Origin of the sequence: Nocardia sp. NPDC056100, from assembly GCF_042266325.1 — a bacterium.
Lineage (GTDB): Bacteria > Actinomycetota > Actinomycetes > Mycobacteriales > Mycobacteriaceae > Nocardia.
Map to the genome: position 1 here is coordinate 188,976 of NZ_JBHJVY010000002.1, position 17,211 is coordinate 206,186.

15 protein-coding genes are annotated in these 17,211 nt (G+C 66.0%); 8 read left to right on the forward strand and 7 right to left on the reverse strand.

All coding sequences use genetic code 11. The annotated features are described in order from the left end of the window. Window positions 1-13 precede the first annotated feature (13 nt). Window positions 14-874, reverse strand: a complete 861-nt coding sequence (locus ACFC0O_RS12530; RefSeq protein ID WP_375956691.1) for an ABC transporter permease — start codon at window positions 872-874, stop codon at window positions 14-16. Then, a complete protein-coding gene (locus ACFC0O_RS12535) occupies window positions 871-1,701 on the reverse strand; it encodes an ABC transporter permease (RefSeq protein WP_375956694.1) in 831 nt (276 codons plus the stop codon). Before ACFC0O_RS12535 ends, ACFC0O_RS12530 begins: the two co-directional genes overlap by 4 nt. Before the next feature lie 389 nt (window positions 1,702-2,090). On the opposite strand from ACFC0O_RS12535, the gene ACFC0O_RS12540 reads away from it, so the two are divergent. Continuing rightward, entirely contained in the window at window positions 2,091-5,384 is a 3,294-nt protein-coding gene (locus tag ACFC0O_RS12540) for a BTAD domain-containing putative transcriptional regulator (protein WP_375956697.1), read from the forward strand. A gap of 520 nt (window positions 5,385-5,904) precedes the next feature. Next, window positions 5,905-6,684 (forward strand): IclR family transcriptional regulator, encoded by a 780-nt coding sequence (locus ACFC0O_RS12545; protein WP_375956700.1) that lies wholly within the window; start codon window positions 5,905-5,907, stop codon window positions 6,682-6,684. A gap of 14 nt (window positions 6,685-6,698) precedes the next feature. Here the strand turns inward: ACFC0O_RS12545 and ACFC0O_RS12550 are convergent, their stop codons facing one another. Genes ACFC0O_RS12550 through ACFC0O_RS12560 form a run of 3 tightly spaced genes read right to left on the reverse strand, consistent with a single transcriptional unit; the run spans window position 6,699 to window position 10,246 of the window. Then, on the reverse strand, window positions 6,699-7,676 hold the full coding sequence (locus ACFC0O_RS12550; protein ID WP_375956702.1) for an alpha/beta hydrolase: 978 nt from the start codon (window positions 7,674-7,676) through the stop codon (window positions 6,699-6,701). 38 nt (window positions 7,677-7,714) lie between these two features. Further along, window positions 7,715-8,725 carry an alpha/beta hydrolase gene (locus ACFC0O_RS12555; RefSeq protein WP_375956705.1) on the reverse strand — a complete coding sequence of 337 codons (1,011 nt, stop codon included), beginning with the start codon at window positions 8,723-8,725 and terminating at the stop codon, window positions 7,715-7,717. Between the two features lie 60 nt (window positions 8,726-8,785). After that, entirely contained in the window at window positions 8,786-10,246 is a 1,461-nt protein-coding gene (locus ACFC0O_RS12560; RefSeq protein WP_375956708.1) for a glycosyltransferase family 87 protein, read from the reverse strand. Between the two features lie 291 nt (window positions 10,247-10,537). Here ACFC0O_RS12560 and ACFC0O_RS12565 point away from each other — a divergent pair, with 291 nt between their 5' ends. Further along, window positions 10,538-10,822: a hypothetical protein gene (locus ACFC0O_RS12565; RefSeq protein ID WP_375956710.1), complete on the forward strand. Its 285-nt coding sequence runs from the start codon at window positions 10,538-10,540 to the stop codon at window positions 10,820-10,822. A 290-nt stretch (window positions 10,823-11,112) separates the two neighbouring features. After that, window positions 11,113-11,379 carry a hypothetical protein gene (locus ACFC0O_RS12570; protein WP_375956713.1) on the forward strand — a complete coding sequence of 89 codons (267 nt, stop codon included), beginning with the start codon at window positions 11,113-11,115 and terminating at the stop codon, window positions 11,377-11,379. 356 nt (window positions 11,380-11,735) lie between these two features. On the opposite strand, the gene ACFC0O_RS12575 is transcribed toward ACFC0O_RS12570, so the two are convergent. Beyond that, on the reverse strand, window positions 11,736-12,614 hold the full coding sequence (locus tag ACFC0O_RS12575; protein WP_375956716.1) for a PaaI family thioesterase: 879 nt from the start codon (window positions 12,612-12,614) through the stop codon (window positions 11,736-11,738). Window positions 12,615-12,716: 102 nt separating this feature from the next. Between ACFC0O_RS12575 and ACFC0O_RS12580 the strand changes: the two genes are divergently transcribed. The 4 genes from ACFC0O_RS12580 to ACFC0O_RS12595 all read left to right on the forward strand — a co-directional run bounded on the left by ACFC0O_RS12580 (window position 12,717) and on the right by ACFC0O_RS12595 (window position 16,500). Further along, a complete protein-coding gene (locus tag ACFC0O_RS12580) occupies window positions 12,717-13,514 on the forward strand; it encodes an SDR family NAD(P)-dependent oxidoreductase (RefSeq protein WP_375956719.1) in 798 nt (265 codons plus the stop codon). Then, window positions 13,511-14,110 carry a TetR/AcrR family transcriptional regulator gene (locus ACFC0O_RS12585; protein ID WP_375956722.1) on the forward strand — a complete coding sequence of 200 codons (600 nt, stop codon included), beginning with the start codon at window positions 13,511-13,513 and terminating at the stop codon, window positions 14,108-14,110. The genes ACFC0O_RS12580 and ACFC0O_RS12585 overlap by 4 nt, the downstream gene beginning before the upstream one ends. Window positions 14,111-14,195: 85 nt before the next feature. Further along, window positions 14,196-15,344 carry an acetyl-CoA C-acetyltransferase gene (locus ACFC0O_RS12590; protein ID WP_375956724.1) on the forward strand — a complete coding sequence of 383 codons (1,149 nt, stop codon included), beginning with the start codon at window positions 14,196-14,198 and terminating at the stop codon, window positions 15,342-15,344. A 1-nt stretch (window position 15,345) separates the two neighbouring features. Further along, window positions 15,346-16,500 (forward strand): acyl-CoA dehydrogenase family protein, encoded by a 1,155-nt coding sequence (locus tag ACFC0O_RS12595; protein ID WP_375956727.1) that lies wholly within the window; start codon window positions 15,346-15,348, stop codon window positions 16,498-16,500. A gap of 5 nt (window positions 16,501-16,505) precedes the next feature. Here the strand turns inward: ACFC0O_RS12595 and ACFC0O_RS12600 are convergent, their stop codons facing one another. Beyond that, window positions 16,506-17,204, reverse strand: coding sequence for a TetR/AcrR family transcriptional regulator (locus tag ACFC0O_RS12600; RefSeq protein WP_375956729.1), 699 nt, complete (start codon window positions 17,202-17,204; stop codon window positions 16,506-16,508). Between the last annotated feature and the right edge of the window lie 7 nt (window positions 17,205-17,211).

Consider the following 17,211-nt stretch of genomic DNA (forward strand, 5'->3'; position numbering starts at 1 on the left):
AATACAGGCATGCCTACCCCGAGAAGGTGATGGGGGCGTTGAAGCCCCACAGCACGATGGTCATGATCATGTCGAGCGCGACGATGGCGACCAGGCTGGCGCGGATGGCCCGTCCCGACGCGATACCGACGCCTTCTGGTCCGCCGGTGGCGAAAAACCCTTGGTAGCAATGGATCAGGATGACGGCCACGCCGAACACCGCGACTTTGAGTACCGCCGCCAGGATGTCCCAGCCGACCACGAAACTGGTGAAGTAGTGGTTGTAGACCCCGCTCGGTTCCCCGTGCAATGTCGTCACCACCAGTGCTGCCGACACATAACTGACGATCAGCGCGATCAGGAAGGTCGGCACGATCGAGGCCACCGCGGCGATCACCCGTGTGGTGACCACGAACGGTACCGACCGGATGCCGAGCGATTCGATGGCGTCGATCTCCTCGGAGATCCGCATTGCCCCGATCTCCGCGGTCATCCGGCACCCCGCCTGTGCCGCGAAACCGACTCCCGCCGCGATCGGTGCCAGCTCACGAGTATTCGCGAACGCGGACACGAGCCCTGAAACTTGGCCCAGCGCAACGGTGTTCAACGCACCGTAGGCCTCGATGCCGATCGAAGCGCCTACGGCCGCGCCCATGACCACCATGACGGCGGCGGTGCCGCCGCCGACGATCACGCTGCCGCGACCCCAGGTCATATTGGTGATGGTCACCACGACCTGCGAGCGATAGTGCCTGAGCGTCAACGGAATCGCCGCCAGCACCTGCCAGGCGAACACCAGCACGAAGCCGATCTCGTCCAGCGGTCGCAGCGGTCGCAGTCTGCGCACATGGTCCAGCGGGCGCAGCAGTACCGGAACATACGGCGCGGCCATCATGCCACCCGGGTCGGCAGAAACATGGTGGCCACCTGCGTGATTCCGGTATTGGCCACCGCGATGGTGACCACCGACAGAATCACCGCCGCGTTCACCCCATCGGCCACCCCTCGGGGGCCACCCCGGGCCTCGAGTCCGCGCTGGCAGGCGATCACCACCACGATGTAGCCGAAGATGACCGACTTGACCAGCGACAGCCACACATCCGCCGAGGAGGCGAAGCCGCCGAACGACTCCCAGTAACTGCCCGGTGTCACCCCCAGCGCCGCGATCGCCGCGATGTAGCCCGCGACAATGCCCACCACCAGAATCAGGATGTTCAGCAGGGGTGCGACCACCAGCATCGCCACCAACTGCGGTACCACCAGCCGTTGCACCGGATCGATTCCCATGACCCGCATGGCGTCGATCTCATCGCGAATGGTGCGTGCCCCCAGGTCTGCCGCGATCGCCGCGGATCCGGCCCCGCCCAACAGGATTCCGGTCGCCAGAGGTGCTCCCTGTTTGATCACCCCGAGTCCGCCCGCCGCCCCGATGAGCGAATTCGCGCCGAGCTGATGTACCACGTTGCCGACCTGCGCCGACACGATCACGCCGAACGGCACCGCCATCAACAGCCCCGGGATGGTGGTGACCGTGACCAGAAACCACGCCTGCCGCAACGCTTCTCGCGATTGTAACCGCCCGCGTGCGGCATCGGTGACCGCGATCCGCGTGGCCTCGAGCCCCGATCGCACCGCCCGCCCCAGCGTGCCGAGACTCGACCCCATGGTCTCGCCCGTGTTGGCTCGTAATGCCCGCAATGCGGGCGATCCACCCTTTGTCATGCTTCCTTCGCCGCGCCCACGCGGTAAGACCCGCATCGCGCACCTCCTGCCAACGCCCCGCATCGCCGCCGTCCCCGCGCGGCCGAACAGTGTGAACTGTCGAACACCACCGGGGTGGATGTGACTTGGCGAACACACTGTGGCCACACTCTGGCAGTAGACACAGCACTGTGTCAAGATTTCTCACGCGGTTTACCGGTGGTTAACCAGGTGTCCGGAGTTGCCCCCGGTTGGTCGGAGCTCGACAGCGTCATCGTGGACCGCCGCGATGCTTGCTGTCGAGCCGTGGCAATATTCTGGCAACCCACAGGAGGGCTGGTGGACCAGTAATGGGGCGTAACGCAGACGGGCCGGATGTTGTAAGGCTGGTTCTACTCAATGGCGTTGAAGTGTGGCGAAGCGCGAAGCTGTCGAACCTCGGTCCGCCGCAGCGCCGTGCTCTGCTGTGTGTACTTGCATTGCGGCGGCGGCAATGGGTGCCGGTGGAGACGCTGGTCAACGCGCTGTACGACGGGGAGCAGCCGACGGGCGGTGTCGGGGTGGTGCAGACACATGTGTCGGCGTTGCGGCGGGTGCTGGAGCCGAACCGACCGCCGCGGACACCGCCTACGGTGTTGGTGTCCGGGCACGGCGGGTACCAGTTGCGGATCGAGGACGAGCAGTGCGATCTCGGGGTGTTCGAGCGGCTCGTGGCCGAGGCGGAGGCATTGCGGGAAGTGGGGGATTGGCACGGGGCGCAAGAGCGTTACGACACTGCGCTGGAAGTGTTTTCGGGGGAGGCGTTGTCCGGGATTCCGGGACCGTTCGCGGCTGGACAGCGGGCCGCGTTGACCGAGCGCCGACTCTCGCTCGTGGAGGATGGCCTGGAAGCGTCGGTGCTGGCGAATCGGTCCGAGCAGGTGATCGATCGGCTGCGCAGGTTCGTGGCCGAGCAACCGTTGCGCGAGCGGCCACCGGTGTTGCTGATGCGGGCGCTGCATGCGCGCGGGCGGCGGTCGGAGGCGCTCGAGGTGTACCGGTCGACGCGGCGAGTGCTGGTCGACCAGTTGGGTGTGGAGCCCGGGGTGGAACTGCGGGCAGTGCACGGGCAGGTACTGGCAGGGGTCGACAGCCCCGTCGCGCCGCCTGTTTCACCGCCCCCGGCCGGGGGCGAGCAGACTTCGAGCACACCGAGTCTGCCGATGTTCTCGGGCCGGGAATCCGAACTCGCGGTGCTGCGAGATTATGCTCAACGGGCCGCCCAAGGAACCGGTGCCTTCGTGGTGCTGGAATCCTATCGGGGGTACGGCAAATCGGCTGTGCTGCAAGAACTTCATCGGCGATCGCCGGATTTGCGGGTGGTCCGGGTCGGGACCGGTCACGCCGAGCGGGCCGGGCAGCCGCCGCTGCTGACCGCGATCTGTGATGCGGTAGCGGAGGATTCGGTTCGGATGATCGAACACGATGCCACCGATACGGAGTATGCCGATGCGCTGCTCGAGGCACTGGCCATGGCCGCGCGGGAGCGGGCGCTGCTGATCCTGGTCGATGACGTCTTCGACGCCGACGAGACCTCGGTGCGAGTGCTGTGCTCGGTCGCTGTCCGGCTGCACGCGATGGCCGTGCTGGTCGTGGCCGCGATGGAGGACCGGCAATGGGAACCGGATGCCGCGATGCGCCAGGCCGCGCTCGAACGCGCGGCGAACGAGATCGTGCGGGTCGGGGTGCTCGATGATCGATCGATCGTCGAGATCATCACCCGGAGACTGGGTGCGGTGCCGAGCCCGGATCTGGTCGAGGAGATCTGCCGGGCGACGGTCGCAATCCCCGACCTGCTGACGGGTCTGCTGGCCGATCTGCGCCGATTCCCCGATCGTGACGTGCTTCCCGCCTACCTTCCCGATGGTGCGTACTCGCTGGCGGTGCGTCGCCAATTGGAGACGGGCACACCGGAATTGCTCGCCACCTATCACGCGATCGTGGCGTTGCCGCCGGGCCGGGCCACGCTGCCGGTCGTCGCGGCGGTGGTGGGTGAGCCCGAGGCCGCGACCCGTGAGCGGTGCGAATTGCTCTATACCGCAGGGGTATTGCGGTCGGTGGATCCGCCGGTGTTCCGTCATCCGCTCATCGGCACGATGATCGGGAACGTGCTCAAACCGCGTGACGATGCGCGGATCCTGGTGGCCGCGGCCCGCCATGCGGTGTTGACCGGTCGACCCGCGCGCGAAACCGCCTCGTATCTGCTGGAACTGGAGGGGCCGCAATACGCGGAGTGGGTAAGTGTGCTCATCGCCGCGGCCGAGGATTGCGTCGCACGCCTCGACGCCGCGGACGCGGTCCGCCATCTCGAGGCCGCGCGGCGGATCGCGGTGCCGGACCCGCACGACGAAGTGTTGTTGCGGCTGGGTTGCCTGGCGCAGTTCACCAATCCCACTGCGGCGCGCCTGTATCTGGATGAGGCGCTGCGCGATCAACGCCGCACCGGGGGCGCGCCAACCGCGCTGGTGCCGCTGCTGTGGACCATGGCCACCCAGCGGCACGTCGATGCCGCCGCCGCGCTGCTCGCCGAGGTGCTGGCCGAGACCGAGGCCCGCGATCCGGTGGCCGCGCAGGCCGTGCACGCCTGCGAATGGGTGATCGCGGCATTGCGGCCGCAGACATGGTCGACATTCGTTGCCGCGCAACGCGAAGCGGTGGATGATCCGGTGGCCGCCGCGGTCACGATCCTCGATGACGCGTTCGGAGTCCGCATTCCGGCCGCCGACGCGCTGCGGTGTTTCTCCGGCGAACTCGGGCTGCACGCCGATGTGCTACCCCGGGAACTGACCGGGATGCACGCGCAGATCGCCCTGTGGGCCGATGAGCTGACCCTGGCCTGGCAGCTCGGGGAGCAGCGCGACCCGCGGCTGTTCGCCTCGGTGGATGTGCACCGCGCCGCCCTGCGCGCCGAAATATGTTTCCGGCGTGCGGAATTCGATCGCTCTCTGCTCGAATGCGGGCTGCTGGGGGCCTATGACGAGGATGGCGCAGCGGGATATCCGGCGACCCTGGCCACCTATCGTGCCTATGCGCTGATCGGCTTGGGCCGCGTCGACGAGGCCGAGCGCTGGATCGAGCACGCGGCCGCCACGGTCAATCCGGAGCTGTGGGAATGGCTGACGGTCAATACCGCGCGCGGTGTGCTGGCGTCCCTGCGCGGGCGCCCCCGCGAGTCGGCGGCCTGTTTCCTGGAGACCGGCCGCCGGGCGGTGGCCTGGGGACTGGATAATCCGGCGTTCGTGCCGTGGCGCAGTCTGGCCTCGGGGGAGTTGTTCCGTCTCGGCGATACCGGCCGGGCCGCCGAATTGGCCGCCACCGAACTCGAACTCGCACAACGCTGGAATTGCGATCGGAGCCTGGGCATCGCATTGCGCGCGGTCGCGCGCACGGCACCCGACGAAGAGCGGGTCACGCTGCTGGAATCGTCGGTTCGGCATCTGCGGCGCAGCGAATCGATCGTCGACCTGCTCACCGCGCTGCTGGATCTGGCCCGCCGCTATGCCGCGCGGGAACGCCGCGCGGACGCGCGCACGATACTGGCCGAGGCGTACGCCCTTGCCGAAGAACGGGGCGCGGTGATGTTCCTGACTCGCCTGGACGCCGAACGGCGCACGCTCGGAAACGAATCGGGGCCCGAACGCAGCGAGGCGACCATGCGCGCATAGGACGGCTCGAGGACCGCTCAACGTCGGGTGAACGCTCAGCTCAGCGACCGTTGTCGTGTTCGAGGCTCGGCAATAGGCTCGGTTGTGTACCAATTGATGACTGCCTATTTCGATTGGTGCACAACGGGATTCGGTGACGTGCAACTCGGAATCTGCCCGATTATCCGAGTGCGCCGCCGAATTCGGCCAAGGAGGTGAACTCAGAGAAATCGTGTTACTGCGCGTTGGCTGGTCCTTGCGGTCAGCATCCGGGTCGATATTCGCGGGCGGCGTTCCTCTAGTCTCCGGGCCGCCCGGTTTCCCTCACTCCACTACGACCCGGCTACACGTCCGAACCCGGCACTCGTGATCCCCCCACAACACGAGAGCCGGGTTCGGTTCGTTAACGGGGCCGTTCATCTGGACCACTGTTCAAAATGTGTTGAAAATCCCTGGAATGACCAGGTCAACGGCTGTAGGTGGAACAGAAATCGGCGATTATCGTCATGTCTCGTCCGAACCCGGCTCTTGGGAGGTACCCGTGACGAGTTCTGTTCCGAAGTCCGGCGACCATGTCGCGAACCGTGAATTGTCGCCACTGGATCGGGGACTGCGCATTCTGTCGTTCATTCAGGATCGTGGCTCGGTCACGGCGGCGGAGGTCATCGAGGCGACGGCGGTCCCGTCCTCCTCGGCCTATCGCTATCTGCGGTTGTTACGAAGCGCCGGATTCGTCTCCGAGATAGACGGCGCCCTGATTCCCAGTGCGCGCCTGGCCGACCGATGCGGGCACAACCATGCCGAGCTGATGCGGGCGGTGCGCCCGATCGCCGCCGGACTCGCCGAACAGACCGGGCTCGACGTCGCGCTCACCGTGCGCGTCCATTGCACTGCGGTATGTCTCGATGCCCGTCAATCAGGTTCGGCCACAGGTGCTTTGCGTCCCGGCGCGGTGCACAGCCTGCACGCGGGCGCGGGCGTCACACCGTTGCTCGCGGTCGCGCCCGAACCGATTCGCGGGCAGGTGCTGCGCGGGTCGCTGCGTCGATTCACCGCCTCCACCCCCGATTCGGTGGGGCTGCAGGGGGAATTGGCCGCAGCGCAAACGCGGGGATATCACCTCAGCCACGGCTGGCTCACCCCCGGACGCAGTGCGGTGGGGATGCCGATCATGGTCGCCGGGGCGGGTGTGGCCGCATTGTCGATGTCGGGCCGCTCCGGCGAGCTGGACGACCATATCGGTGCGGCGATCCTGATGCGGCAGGCGTTGGCCGAAATCGTTGTCGCACTAGAGAAGTCGTCCGATGAGACGGTGGCGTGAGCGCTGCCGATGGTTCAGAGTCGGCGGCCCAGCCGCAGGTCGATCGTGTCGATGACGGTGCGCTGCACCGCGGGACTGATGGCGCTGGCCAGCCACAGCATGTGGAAGGCGCCGTCGAGTCGACGCAGAGCGACATCCACGTTCGCCGCCGCCAGTTCCTCGGCGTACTGCTCGCCCTCATCCCGCAGTGGATCCAGCCCGGCGGTGATCACGGTGGTCGGCGGCAGATCGCGCAGGTCCTTTGCCAACCCGGGCGCGGCGCGGATGTCGAGCCGATCGGCGGGATCGGGCAGGTAGCAGGAGGCGAACCAGTCCAGCAGTTCGAGGGTGAGGTCGTAGCCTTCGGAGAAGATGCGCCGACTCATCGTGTCCGGTTCGGTCGGCCAGCGCAGCAGCGGAGTGATGAGTATCTGGTGGATGATCCCGCTCTCGTTCGCGGCCCGCCGGTGCTGGACCACTGTTGCGGCGAGCGCCGCACCCGCGCCATCACCAGCCACCGTGATCAGCTCGGGATCGATACCGAAGACATCGGCATGACGGATCAGGTAATCGGCTGCCCCACAGGCATCTTCAGCGGCGGCGGGGAAGGGATGCTCAGGTGCGAGCCGATAGTCGACCGAGACCACGACGCTGCCCAGGCTCGCGCACAGGGTGCGCAGGAAGGGATCATGGCTGTCCAACCCGCCGAGCACGAAACCGCCCCCGTGGAAATACAGGATTCCCGGCCGCGGCCTCGACACCAGAGCGGGGCGATAGATCCGCAGGGCCAGCAGTCCGGCCGCGGTCGGCATCGTCACGGTCACCACCGAGGGCACGTGCGGCGGTGGTGATGCGATTTCGGCCCAGCGGCGATCGGCGTAGCGGCGCTGGGTCGCTATCGGTGCACTGAAGAAGTCCGGGGCCGAGGACAGGTGGTTCAGTGCGAGGTGAGTGTCACCGGAGTAGTCGATCGCGCGGTGCCCGTTGCGGGGCTGGTCATTGTCGTCCGTCATCCCATTCTCGATTTCGTATTACGGTGTGCCGGTCGTGATTACGTCAGAAATAGCCGACGTCGCCAGGGGGCTTCGGTAGCGGGCGTGGATTGGCAGGGGATGCCGCCCGCGATGCGCCGCGCGATGAAGGCGATCACGCGGCGCTGGGCCAGCGAATTGATCGCGGTCGCCAGCCACAGCAGGTGAAAAGCGCCCGGCATTCGATAATGTGCGACATCGACGCCCGCATCGCTCATCGCCCGGGCGTAGAGCTCACCCTCATCGCGGAGCGGATCGAGTTCGGCCGTGATCACCGTCGCCGGTGGCAGCTCGCCCAGGCGGCCGCTCAGCGTGGGCGTGGCTAGCGGGTCGTGGCGGTCGTCCGGATCGGGCAGATAGCATTCGGTGAACCAATTCAGCAGTGCCGCAGTCGGATAGGTGCCGCTGGCGAAGGCCATGCGGCTGGCTGTCGCGGGTTGCCATCGGGTTTGCGGATTGATCAGCACCTGGTGGGTCGGCATCGCGGCCGTGCGAGTCAGCTGCGCCACCGTCGCGGCGAGTGCAGCGCCGGCACCGTCTCCTGCCAGTGTGAAGCGGCTTCGGTCGAGGCAGAAGCGGTCCGCGTGGTCGAATATGTATTCCGTTGCGGCACATGCGTCATCGATCGCCGCCGGAAACGGGAACTCCGGGGCCAGCCGATAGTCCACCGAGATCACCAGATGGCCGGTTTGGGCGGCGAGGGTGCGCAGGAACGCGTCGTGGCTGTCCAAACCTCCCAGTACACAACCACCACCGTGTAAGTACACGATGCCTGGTAGCGGCCGCGGATCATGAGTCGGCCGATAGGTCCGCAGCGCCAGCGGATTCACCTCACCCGGCATCGAGATGGTGGACACCTCGGCGAGCGCGGGACCCGGGCGAATCAACGCCGCGACCGCCGGATCGACGCGCCGATGACGTGGATCGGCGGGCGCTCGCCCCTGCTGACCGTGTGCGGCGAGCACCCCGAGCGCTCGCAGCGAATCTGCCGCGAAATCGTCGATCCGGGCAGGCCGTCGGTACTGAGTCATGCGGTCCCTCCTCAGTTTTGGCTCACGCGTTGCGAATTGCACCAAGGATCCACACGCCGCTCAAAAAACGTTGAACGACCGGGCAATGTCCAGGTGGCTGCTGGGGGTGTGCGCTCGGCCTGGGAGATCGGGGGCAAGGTGCGGGGGGTCGATCCCGTCTGCGAGTCGGCCCTCACGTGTGGCGGCGAGGTAGCGGTCGGTCAACACGCATGCCATGACGATGAGCAGTGCGGCCCATCCTATTGGTACACGCCAGTATTCGAGGGCGCGGCCCAAGGATTGATTCGAGTCCAGCAGCCACTTGTCGTAGCTCATGAAGGCGAAGATCGCTGCCCAAGCCGGCCAATTGCGGATCAGGGATTGCCGCAGCGTCACCGTCATCAGCAGCGGGAAGGCGAACATCGAGTAGTACTGCTGCCCCAGCGAACTCAGCAGGAACGATCCGAGCATCAACACCCCCGCCGTGGTGCCTACGAAGAACACTTCGTCGCGACGGTAATAGCGGTAGAGCAGCCAGAGGATCGAGACGATCAGGATAGCGGTTCCCGCGCGCAGGATCAGTGTCAGCGGCGGTGAGATTCCGTAGTAGCGGGCCATTCCGGAGATCGACGAGTTGAAGTAGTCGCGAATGTGCATGCTGTAGGGCAGATTTCGCTGAAAATACGCCAGCGGGTCCGTGGAGAGCGGCCACGCGATGGCGGTGATCGCGACCGGTGTGATCACCGCCGTAACGATGGTGGACCACTGGCGGCGAGCGATGGTGATCAGCAGCAGCGGTGCGAGCGTGGGCTTGACGGTGATCGTCAGTCCCATCACGAGTCCCGCCCGAATATTCCTGCGCGCGAGCAGCGCTCGCAGGAATACCGCTTCCAGCAACAGAATGATCCCGTTGACGTTGCCGAAAGTCAGAGTATTGATCGTCGCTTCGGACAAGAATGCGAAGGTCAAAGCGATCGGAGCGATCCCGGTATCGAGCCGATAGCCGAACATCCGGACCAGCACACAGATCGCCGCAACGATCGCGGCCGCGTTCACCACGACGAAGATCTGCCGGGCGACCTGTTCGTCGATGGGCCCGAGCGGCGCCAGCAACAGGGTTCCGCCGGGCGGATACAGGTAGTGCGGATCGGTGGTGTCGAGGTTCTCGGTATAGACGGGGCGATGGTGCAGGAATGCGGTCACCGCAAGACGAACCGGTCGGAAGTCGTCGGTGGCGTCGCCTGCGAATGCCCTGAAGACCACGGCGTCGAGCATTGTCAGAATGGCGATAGGCCACATGACTATCGGCAGTATCGTCGCGGGAGTAGTGCCTGCCGGTAGGAGAAATCGCCTGACCGATGCGACGGCGCGGATCCGCTCGCCACCTCGACGCGGGTCCATATGTCCTCCTCGGAAATTGCTCCTCCGTGATGCGGCAGGGAATTCCCAACGTTCCACCCACCGTTCAACGATCGCTGAAAACTCGTGCAACGCCGTGGTAAGAGCAATCCGGCGCGCGACGGCGGTCCCATAGGTGGTCACCGATCTGCGCGATTCCCGTGAGACGGGAGAACCGTTGTGCCCCTAGCCGATGCGCGGCTAGAAATCACTCGACCGGCGTTCTCGAATGGCCGGCACCAAGAAATCCGACGACCAATGGAGGAATCATGTTCTTGCCCGGTATCGGCAGCGCGGCCGGCCTCGCAGTTGCAAGTCTGGGAGCAATCCTGGGGATCATCCTGGCCGTCATCTGAGAACAGCTGCGCATTCCCGCCCGGGTTCCATCTGCTCGCCCGGGCGGGAATCCGCGGCCCACCGAAAGGGGATGTGCGAGTGCACGAATCGACCCACGGGACGGCTCTGGACAACGATCTACCCATCCCCGACCGCTGGCCACAGCGAGTGATCACCGCGACCGCGGCAACGATCGCATTGCTGGCGCTGGCATTCGCCGCCTGCGGCCCCGGCCCTGCCGACGCCGACCCGCGACCGCGATCTCTCGACCCGCTCGAGCAGTTCGTCGTGGTCCGCATGACCTACCCGCCCGAAACCTACATCCTGCGGCCCGGCCATGATTCCAGCGTCGGAAGCTACGCCAGAGGCACACCCACCCGTTGACTCGCCACCAGCGAGCGCAGCTTGCCGTCCACGGCGACGGGCAGGCTGTATCCCGACCTCTGCTATCGCCGTGACCCAGGCATTGGGCGGCCATCCGAACTGCTTGGGCGACAGCAAGTTCCCATTGCGCCCAGGCTGAAGTGAGCGGCTGATGAATCCTGTGCGTGCCGCATCGAATGTGAGGCATTGACCGACCGCCGTGGGCACCGGAGCCTCAGAATGGTATTCGTGCCCGGCTGGGCGTCAGCCCGAAACTGTTGCCGGACTGTAGAGATTGCGGTGCGTGTTTCATGAAGGATGACGAGATCATCGCGGCTGTGCGTCATATCCTGTTCAACGACATCATCTTCCCGGCGGCGGAGGAGCGTGACTACAAGATCGACCTGGATGACGGACTGCAACCCATCCACCATCTGGACGAGATCGCTTTTACCGAACTGCGCGAACAGGTCGGCAAGCGGTTCGGCATCGACATCCCGGAGGACGACTGGAAGCCGGAGAACAACAGTTCGGTGCGTCGGATCGTCGCCTATGTCAGCCGCCGTCTCCGAACCTGACTCTCCGGTTCCCGGGGCTGCGCGGTGTGTGCGAACCCGGGGCCACCGGGCAGGTACAGGAGTGCGTAGTACCCGCAGAATGTAGTCGAGCATGAGTTAATCCTGCTTCCAGGTTTGCTGAGTCAGGTAGTGCGATCGATTCAGATGCCGACGGCTCGTTGACTTTTCAGGCTCCACGCGTTCGCATCGAACCCTGACGCCTGCCAGCGGTGCGAGATGCCGCCGGAATTGCGGTAACGGAGTTGAGGGCTCCGCGGTCAGGTGGCGGCCGTGTTCGTGAAAGCTTTGCTCCGCCGTGCCCAGCGATGGGCGTCGGCGTTTCCCGCGACCAGCCCCGACGCAACCATTTAGGCGAGTCACATACGTATCAAACTCGCCGTGGCTGTTGCAGCCGGACGGTCCGAATCCTGTTGGTAGACAGAGCAGGTGGCGGCGAGGGTGCGAGCGCCGAGGCGGTCGATGCGGGCATCGGTGTGAATATCGTCTTCGCCGAGCGTAATCGGGCGATGGTAGGTGAGCGAGAGGTCGATGAAACGGACTGGGCCGGCGGTGATGTGGGCCGCGTCCTCGAGGGCTAGGCCGGCGAAGGCCGCAGGGATGCCGCCGTGGGCTATGCCCCAGGGGTTGGTCATCCAGGGGGCGGTGGGGGCGGTGAGAGTGACCCCGCCCGCGGACATCGGATGAGTGAGAGGGGTCAACAGGGCGGCCAAGGATGTTGGCGGGTGGGGTGGGGTGACGGCGTCGGCGGGATCGGTGGGGCCGATTTCGCCGGGCACTATGAGCATTCGGGCTGAGGCGCGGGCCACGGGGCGGCCATCGGCGGTGGTGATGTGGACTTCGCCGTACACCGAGTAGTTGTCGAGGTCGAGGATGCGCGAATGCGCTTCGATGATCTCGCCGGGGGTGAGGGCGGTGCTGAGCAGGTCCATGCGCAGGCCCGCGGTGCGGATGGCGACGGTGGGGGACAGGACCGTCTGGGTGGCGCGGCCGATGGTGAAATCGACCAGGGGGCCGAGGGATCCGGCGAGATGGGTGCCGGTGCGGGCTGTCTCGAGGGGCAACGTTTGCTGGGCGTGTACCCGTCCGGCGTCGGTCGCGACAACGCGGATTCGGAAGCGGCGCTCGGTGGGGAGGGTGGGGTAGGCCGAGACCTCGGTTGCGCGGCGCGCGGGATCGGCGGCGCGAACGGTGGTGGCGGGGGTGCCCGATCCCGGCGCGGCGGTGGTCGATGTCATGGAGGCCTTCCCGGCAAGGGCGGTGCTTGCCACCGGCGCTGGCGCGCCGTATCTTTTTGAATTGAAAATAGATTATATGACTCGGGCGGGAAGGTCGCGTTCATGGATCTGGGTTTGGCCGGGGCGCGAGTGCTGGTAACCGGTGGGGCATCCAATATCGGACGGGGGATCGTGCACGGGTTCGCGCGGGAAGGCGCGCGGATCGTGCTGGGGGATATCGACAAGGCGCAAGCCGAGCGGGTGCGCGCGGAAGCGCTCGTGCTCGGGGCGGCCGAAGTCGAGTTGGCGGTGGGGGACCTGACCGTCGAGGGCGCGGCCGAGGCCGCGGTGGGATGTGCGGTGCAGGCGTGGGGCGGGCTGGACGCGCTGGTCAACAACGCGGGGTGGAGCGTGCCGAACTTCCTTGCGCAGGACACCGATCGGGGGCGCTGGCAGCGCCTGGTCGAGGTCAATATCTTCACCGCTATCGCGTGCACACAGGCAGCCATCGAGCCCATGCGGGCCGCGGGCGCGGGGTCGATCGTATTCATCGCCAGCGACGCCGCGTTCGGGCAGATTCGCCAGGGCGTCTACGGCGCGACCAAGGCGGCGCTGCTGGCATTGGCACGCACCACCGCGCGTGAGCACGGTCGCCATGGCATCCGCTCGAATGTCGTGTGCCCGGGCCTGGTCATTCCGGAAGGCCCGGAAGCTGTTGGCGCGGACAGTCTTTGGGCAGCGGGACAGGACGCGGTCTTCAACGAGCAGCAGATCGATTTCCTGCGCAAGGACATTCCGCTGCGTCGGCTCACCGTGGCCCAGGACATCGCCAACACCGTGGTCTGGATGTCCTCGGAGTCCGCGGCCCGGCAGGTCACCGGTCAGGTGCTCTCGGTCAGTGGCGGATACACGATGCCATGACCGAGCCGAAATCCGAGCAGGGCAATGGCACCCGCGACCGCATACTCGCCGCCGCGGCGACGGTGCTGGCGCGCAACGGCTACGCCGGTACCCGGCTCAGTGATATCGCCCGGTGTGCCGAGTTGCGCGCACCCGCGATGTATTACTACTTCTCCTCCCGCGAGGAGCTGATCGGCGAAGTCATGGTGGTCGGACAGCGGTGGGTGCGCACGCACGTGTCCGATGCGCTGGCCGCCCTTCCCGGAGACGCCACTTCGCTCGATCGCATCGACGCGGCGGTTGAGGCGCATCTGCGGGTCGAGCTGGAACTGTCGGATTTCGCTCGCGCGGTGAGCCGCAACAGCGGCCAGCTACCCCCAGATATGCATGCCCCCGTCGCGGCGGAAAGTGCGCAGTACCACGCACTTTGGCGCGGTCTGCTGGAGCAGGGCCGTCAGGACGGTTCGATTCGCGCGGACCTGGATCTGCGTACCGCCCGCATGCTGGTGGTCGGCGCGCTCAACTGGGCGGCGGAGTGGTGGGACCGGGAGCGCGGCTCGGTCACCGAGGTGATCATGACCGCGCAGCTGCTCGTGCGCGGTGGCCTGGCGGCCTAGCGGTAACTGGGAGCCGCACAATCTCTGCTGGACAAATCAAATCTAATTTCAATTAAGCAATGAGAAGAAGTTCAGGAGGCCAACCATGCCAGAGGCATACATCGTCGACGCGGTCCGCACCCCGGTGGGGCGGCGCAAAGGCGGATTCACCGACACCCATCCCGCCGATCTCGGCGCACACGTCATTCGCCGCCTGGTCGAACGTGGCGATTTCGACCCCGGCGCCATCGAGGATGTCGTCTTCGGTTGTCTCGACACGATCGGCTCACAAGCCGGTGACATCGCGCGCACGGCCGCGTTGTCGGCGGGACTGCCCGAAACCGTGCCCGGGGTGACCGTCGACCGCCAGTGCGGATCCTCACAGCAGGCAGTGCATTTCGCCGCGCAGGCGGTCATGAGCGGTACCTCGGATCTGGTGATTGCCGGGGGTGTGCAGAAGATGACGCAGTTTCCGATCCTGAGCTCGTTCGCGGCGGGCGAGCCGTATGGCGCGACCGATCCGTGGGGCGGACGGGACTGGCAGGCCCGCTACGGCACGACCGAGATCTCCCAGTTCCGCAGCGCTGAAATGATCGCCGAACGTTGGGGTTTGAGCCGCGAGGATATGGAAGCCTTCGCCCTCGAGAGCCATGCGCGCGCCATTCGCGCTCAGACCGAGGGCCGATTCGATCGTGAGATCCAGCCGTTCGACGGTGTGACCCGCGATGAGGGCCCACGCGTGGACACCACTCCCGAGAAAATGGCCGCCCTGCGCACCCTGGTGCCGGACGGACGACTCACTGCCGCGGTGTCGAGCCAGGTGTCCGATGGTTCCGCGGCCCTGCTGATCGCATCGGAGCGGGCACTGACCGACCACGGGTTCACCCCCCGCGCCCGCATTCACCACCTCTCGGTGCTCGGCGACGATCCGGTGCTGATGCTCACCGCCCCGATCCCCGCAACCCTGCGCGCACTGGAGAAGACCGGCCTCACGATCGACGATATCGACGCCGTGGAGATCAACGAGGCCTTCGCCAGCGTCGTGCAGGCGTGGTTGAAAGATACCAAGGCCGATCCGGCGAAGGTGAACATCAACGGCGGCGCCATCGCTCTGGGTCATCCCCTCGGCGCGACCGGAGCGCGCTTGATGACCACCCTGCTGCACGAACTCGAGCGCACCGGTGGCCGCTACGGTCTGCAAACCATGTGTGAGGGCGGCGGTCAGGCCAACGTCACCATTATCGAAAGGCTCTGAGGTGCGACGGAGTCTGTACACCGCCGATCACGAGCGCTACCGCGAGGCCGTGCGCGAATACTTCGCACGGGAGGTGGTGCCCCATATCGAGCACTGGGACGAACAGTATCTGGTCGATCGAGATGCCATTCGATCAGCCGCCGAGAACGGGATCTTCGGGCTGTCGGTGCCTGCGGAATACGGTGGGTCAGGGGAGACCGACTACCGCTATCCGATGATCGTGCGGGAGGAATCCGCGCGGGTGTACGCCACCTCGTTCATGGTGACGGTCAGCATGCAGGAGGACATCATCCTGCACTACCTGCTGAATCTGTGTACCGAGGAACAGAAGCGGCGTTGGCTGCGTGGCTTTGCCACCGGCGACACCATCGGAGCCATCGCCATGACCGAGCCGGGGGCGGGCTCAGATCTCCAGGGCATCAAGACCACGGCCGTCCGGTCGGGGACTGATTGGATTCTCAACGGGCAGAAGACTTTCATCTCCTGTGGCACCAGTGCCGATATCGTGATCGTCGCGGCCCGCACCGACCCGCGGGCGGGTTCACGTGGTTTGAGCCTTTTCGTGGTCGAACGCGGCGCCGAGGGATTCAGCAGCGGTGCGCCACTGCGAAAACTCGGTCTGCACGGTCAGGACACCGCCGAGCTGTACTTCGACAATGTCGTTGTGCCACAGGAGAATCTGCTCGGCACCGAAGGGCGCGGCCTGTTTCACCTGTTCGACAATCTCGTCCCCGAACGGATGGGGATCATTGCCGTCTCCTATGCCGGAGCGCGTCGAGTTTTCACCGATACCGTGCGATACACCCGCGAGCGCAAGGCTTTCGGGCAAGCGGTCGCGGATTTCCAGCACACGAGGTTCGAACTCGCGGAAATGGCAACGGAATTGGATGTCGCCGAGGCGTACGTGGACAAGGCGATCCTGGCCTACAACGGCGGGGAACTCACCGCCATCGATGCCGCCAAAGGCAAGTGGTATCTGAGCGAGTTGCAGAAACGCGTCATCGACCGCTGCCTGCAACTGCACGGCGGCTACGGCTACATGCTCGAGTACCCGGTGGCGCGCATGTACGCCGACACTCGCATCCAAACGATCTACGCGGGCACCACCGAGATCATGAAGGAACTCATCGGTCGTGATCTCGCAAGCGGTCGCTGATTCGTTCAGGCGGTGGCGCGGCGGGTGCGGCGTTTGGGTTTCGCGGTGTCGCTGTCTTCCGCCTCGGCGGACAGCCCGTTGCGCACCATGGTCTGCGCGGTGCGCACCACCGCGTCCAGTGAGCCGCGGCGCGGATTCCACCACTCCGCTGCCCAATTGAGCGCACCGAGCACCAGCATGCGCGCCACGCGCGGATCGAGTTCGGGCCGCAGCAGCCCTTCGGATTTGGCGGCGCTGAACAGCGCGCGCCAAATATCGCCGTAGGCGTTTTCTTCGGCGACCTGGCGGGCACGAATGCGCTCGGGAATCTGCCCGGCATTGCGAATCGCGGCCGTCGTGTAGTCCGAGATCTCGAGTTCATGGCGCAGATGCGCTTCGACCGCCGCGTCGATGCGATCCAGCGGTGCGGTTTCCGGCGGCAGTGCGTCCAGTACCGCGGTGACGTGTTCACGCATGCTCGCCACCCCGGCCCACATGACCTCTTCGATGAGGTCCTCGCGGGAAGGGAAGTGGTAGTAGATCGCGGGCGCCTGCAGATTCGCCTGCTCGGCCACATCCGAGAGCCGGGTGCCGCCATAACCCTTGCGGCTCAATACGAATGCGGCCGCGTCCAGAATGCGAGTGCGGGTGCGGGCGGCCTTGGTCTCCGCGGCGGTGGGCGGAGCGGCGGGCGTCTCGTCGATCGCGGCGGATTTTCTAACCACATGTCGA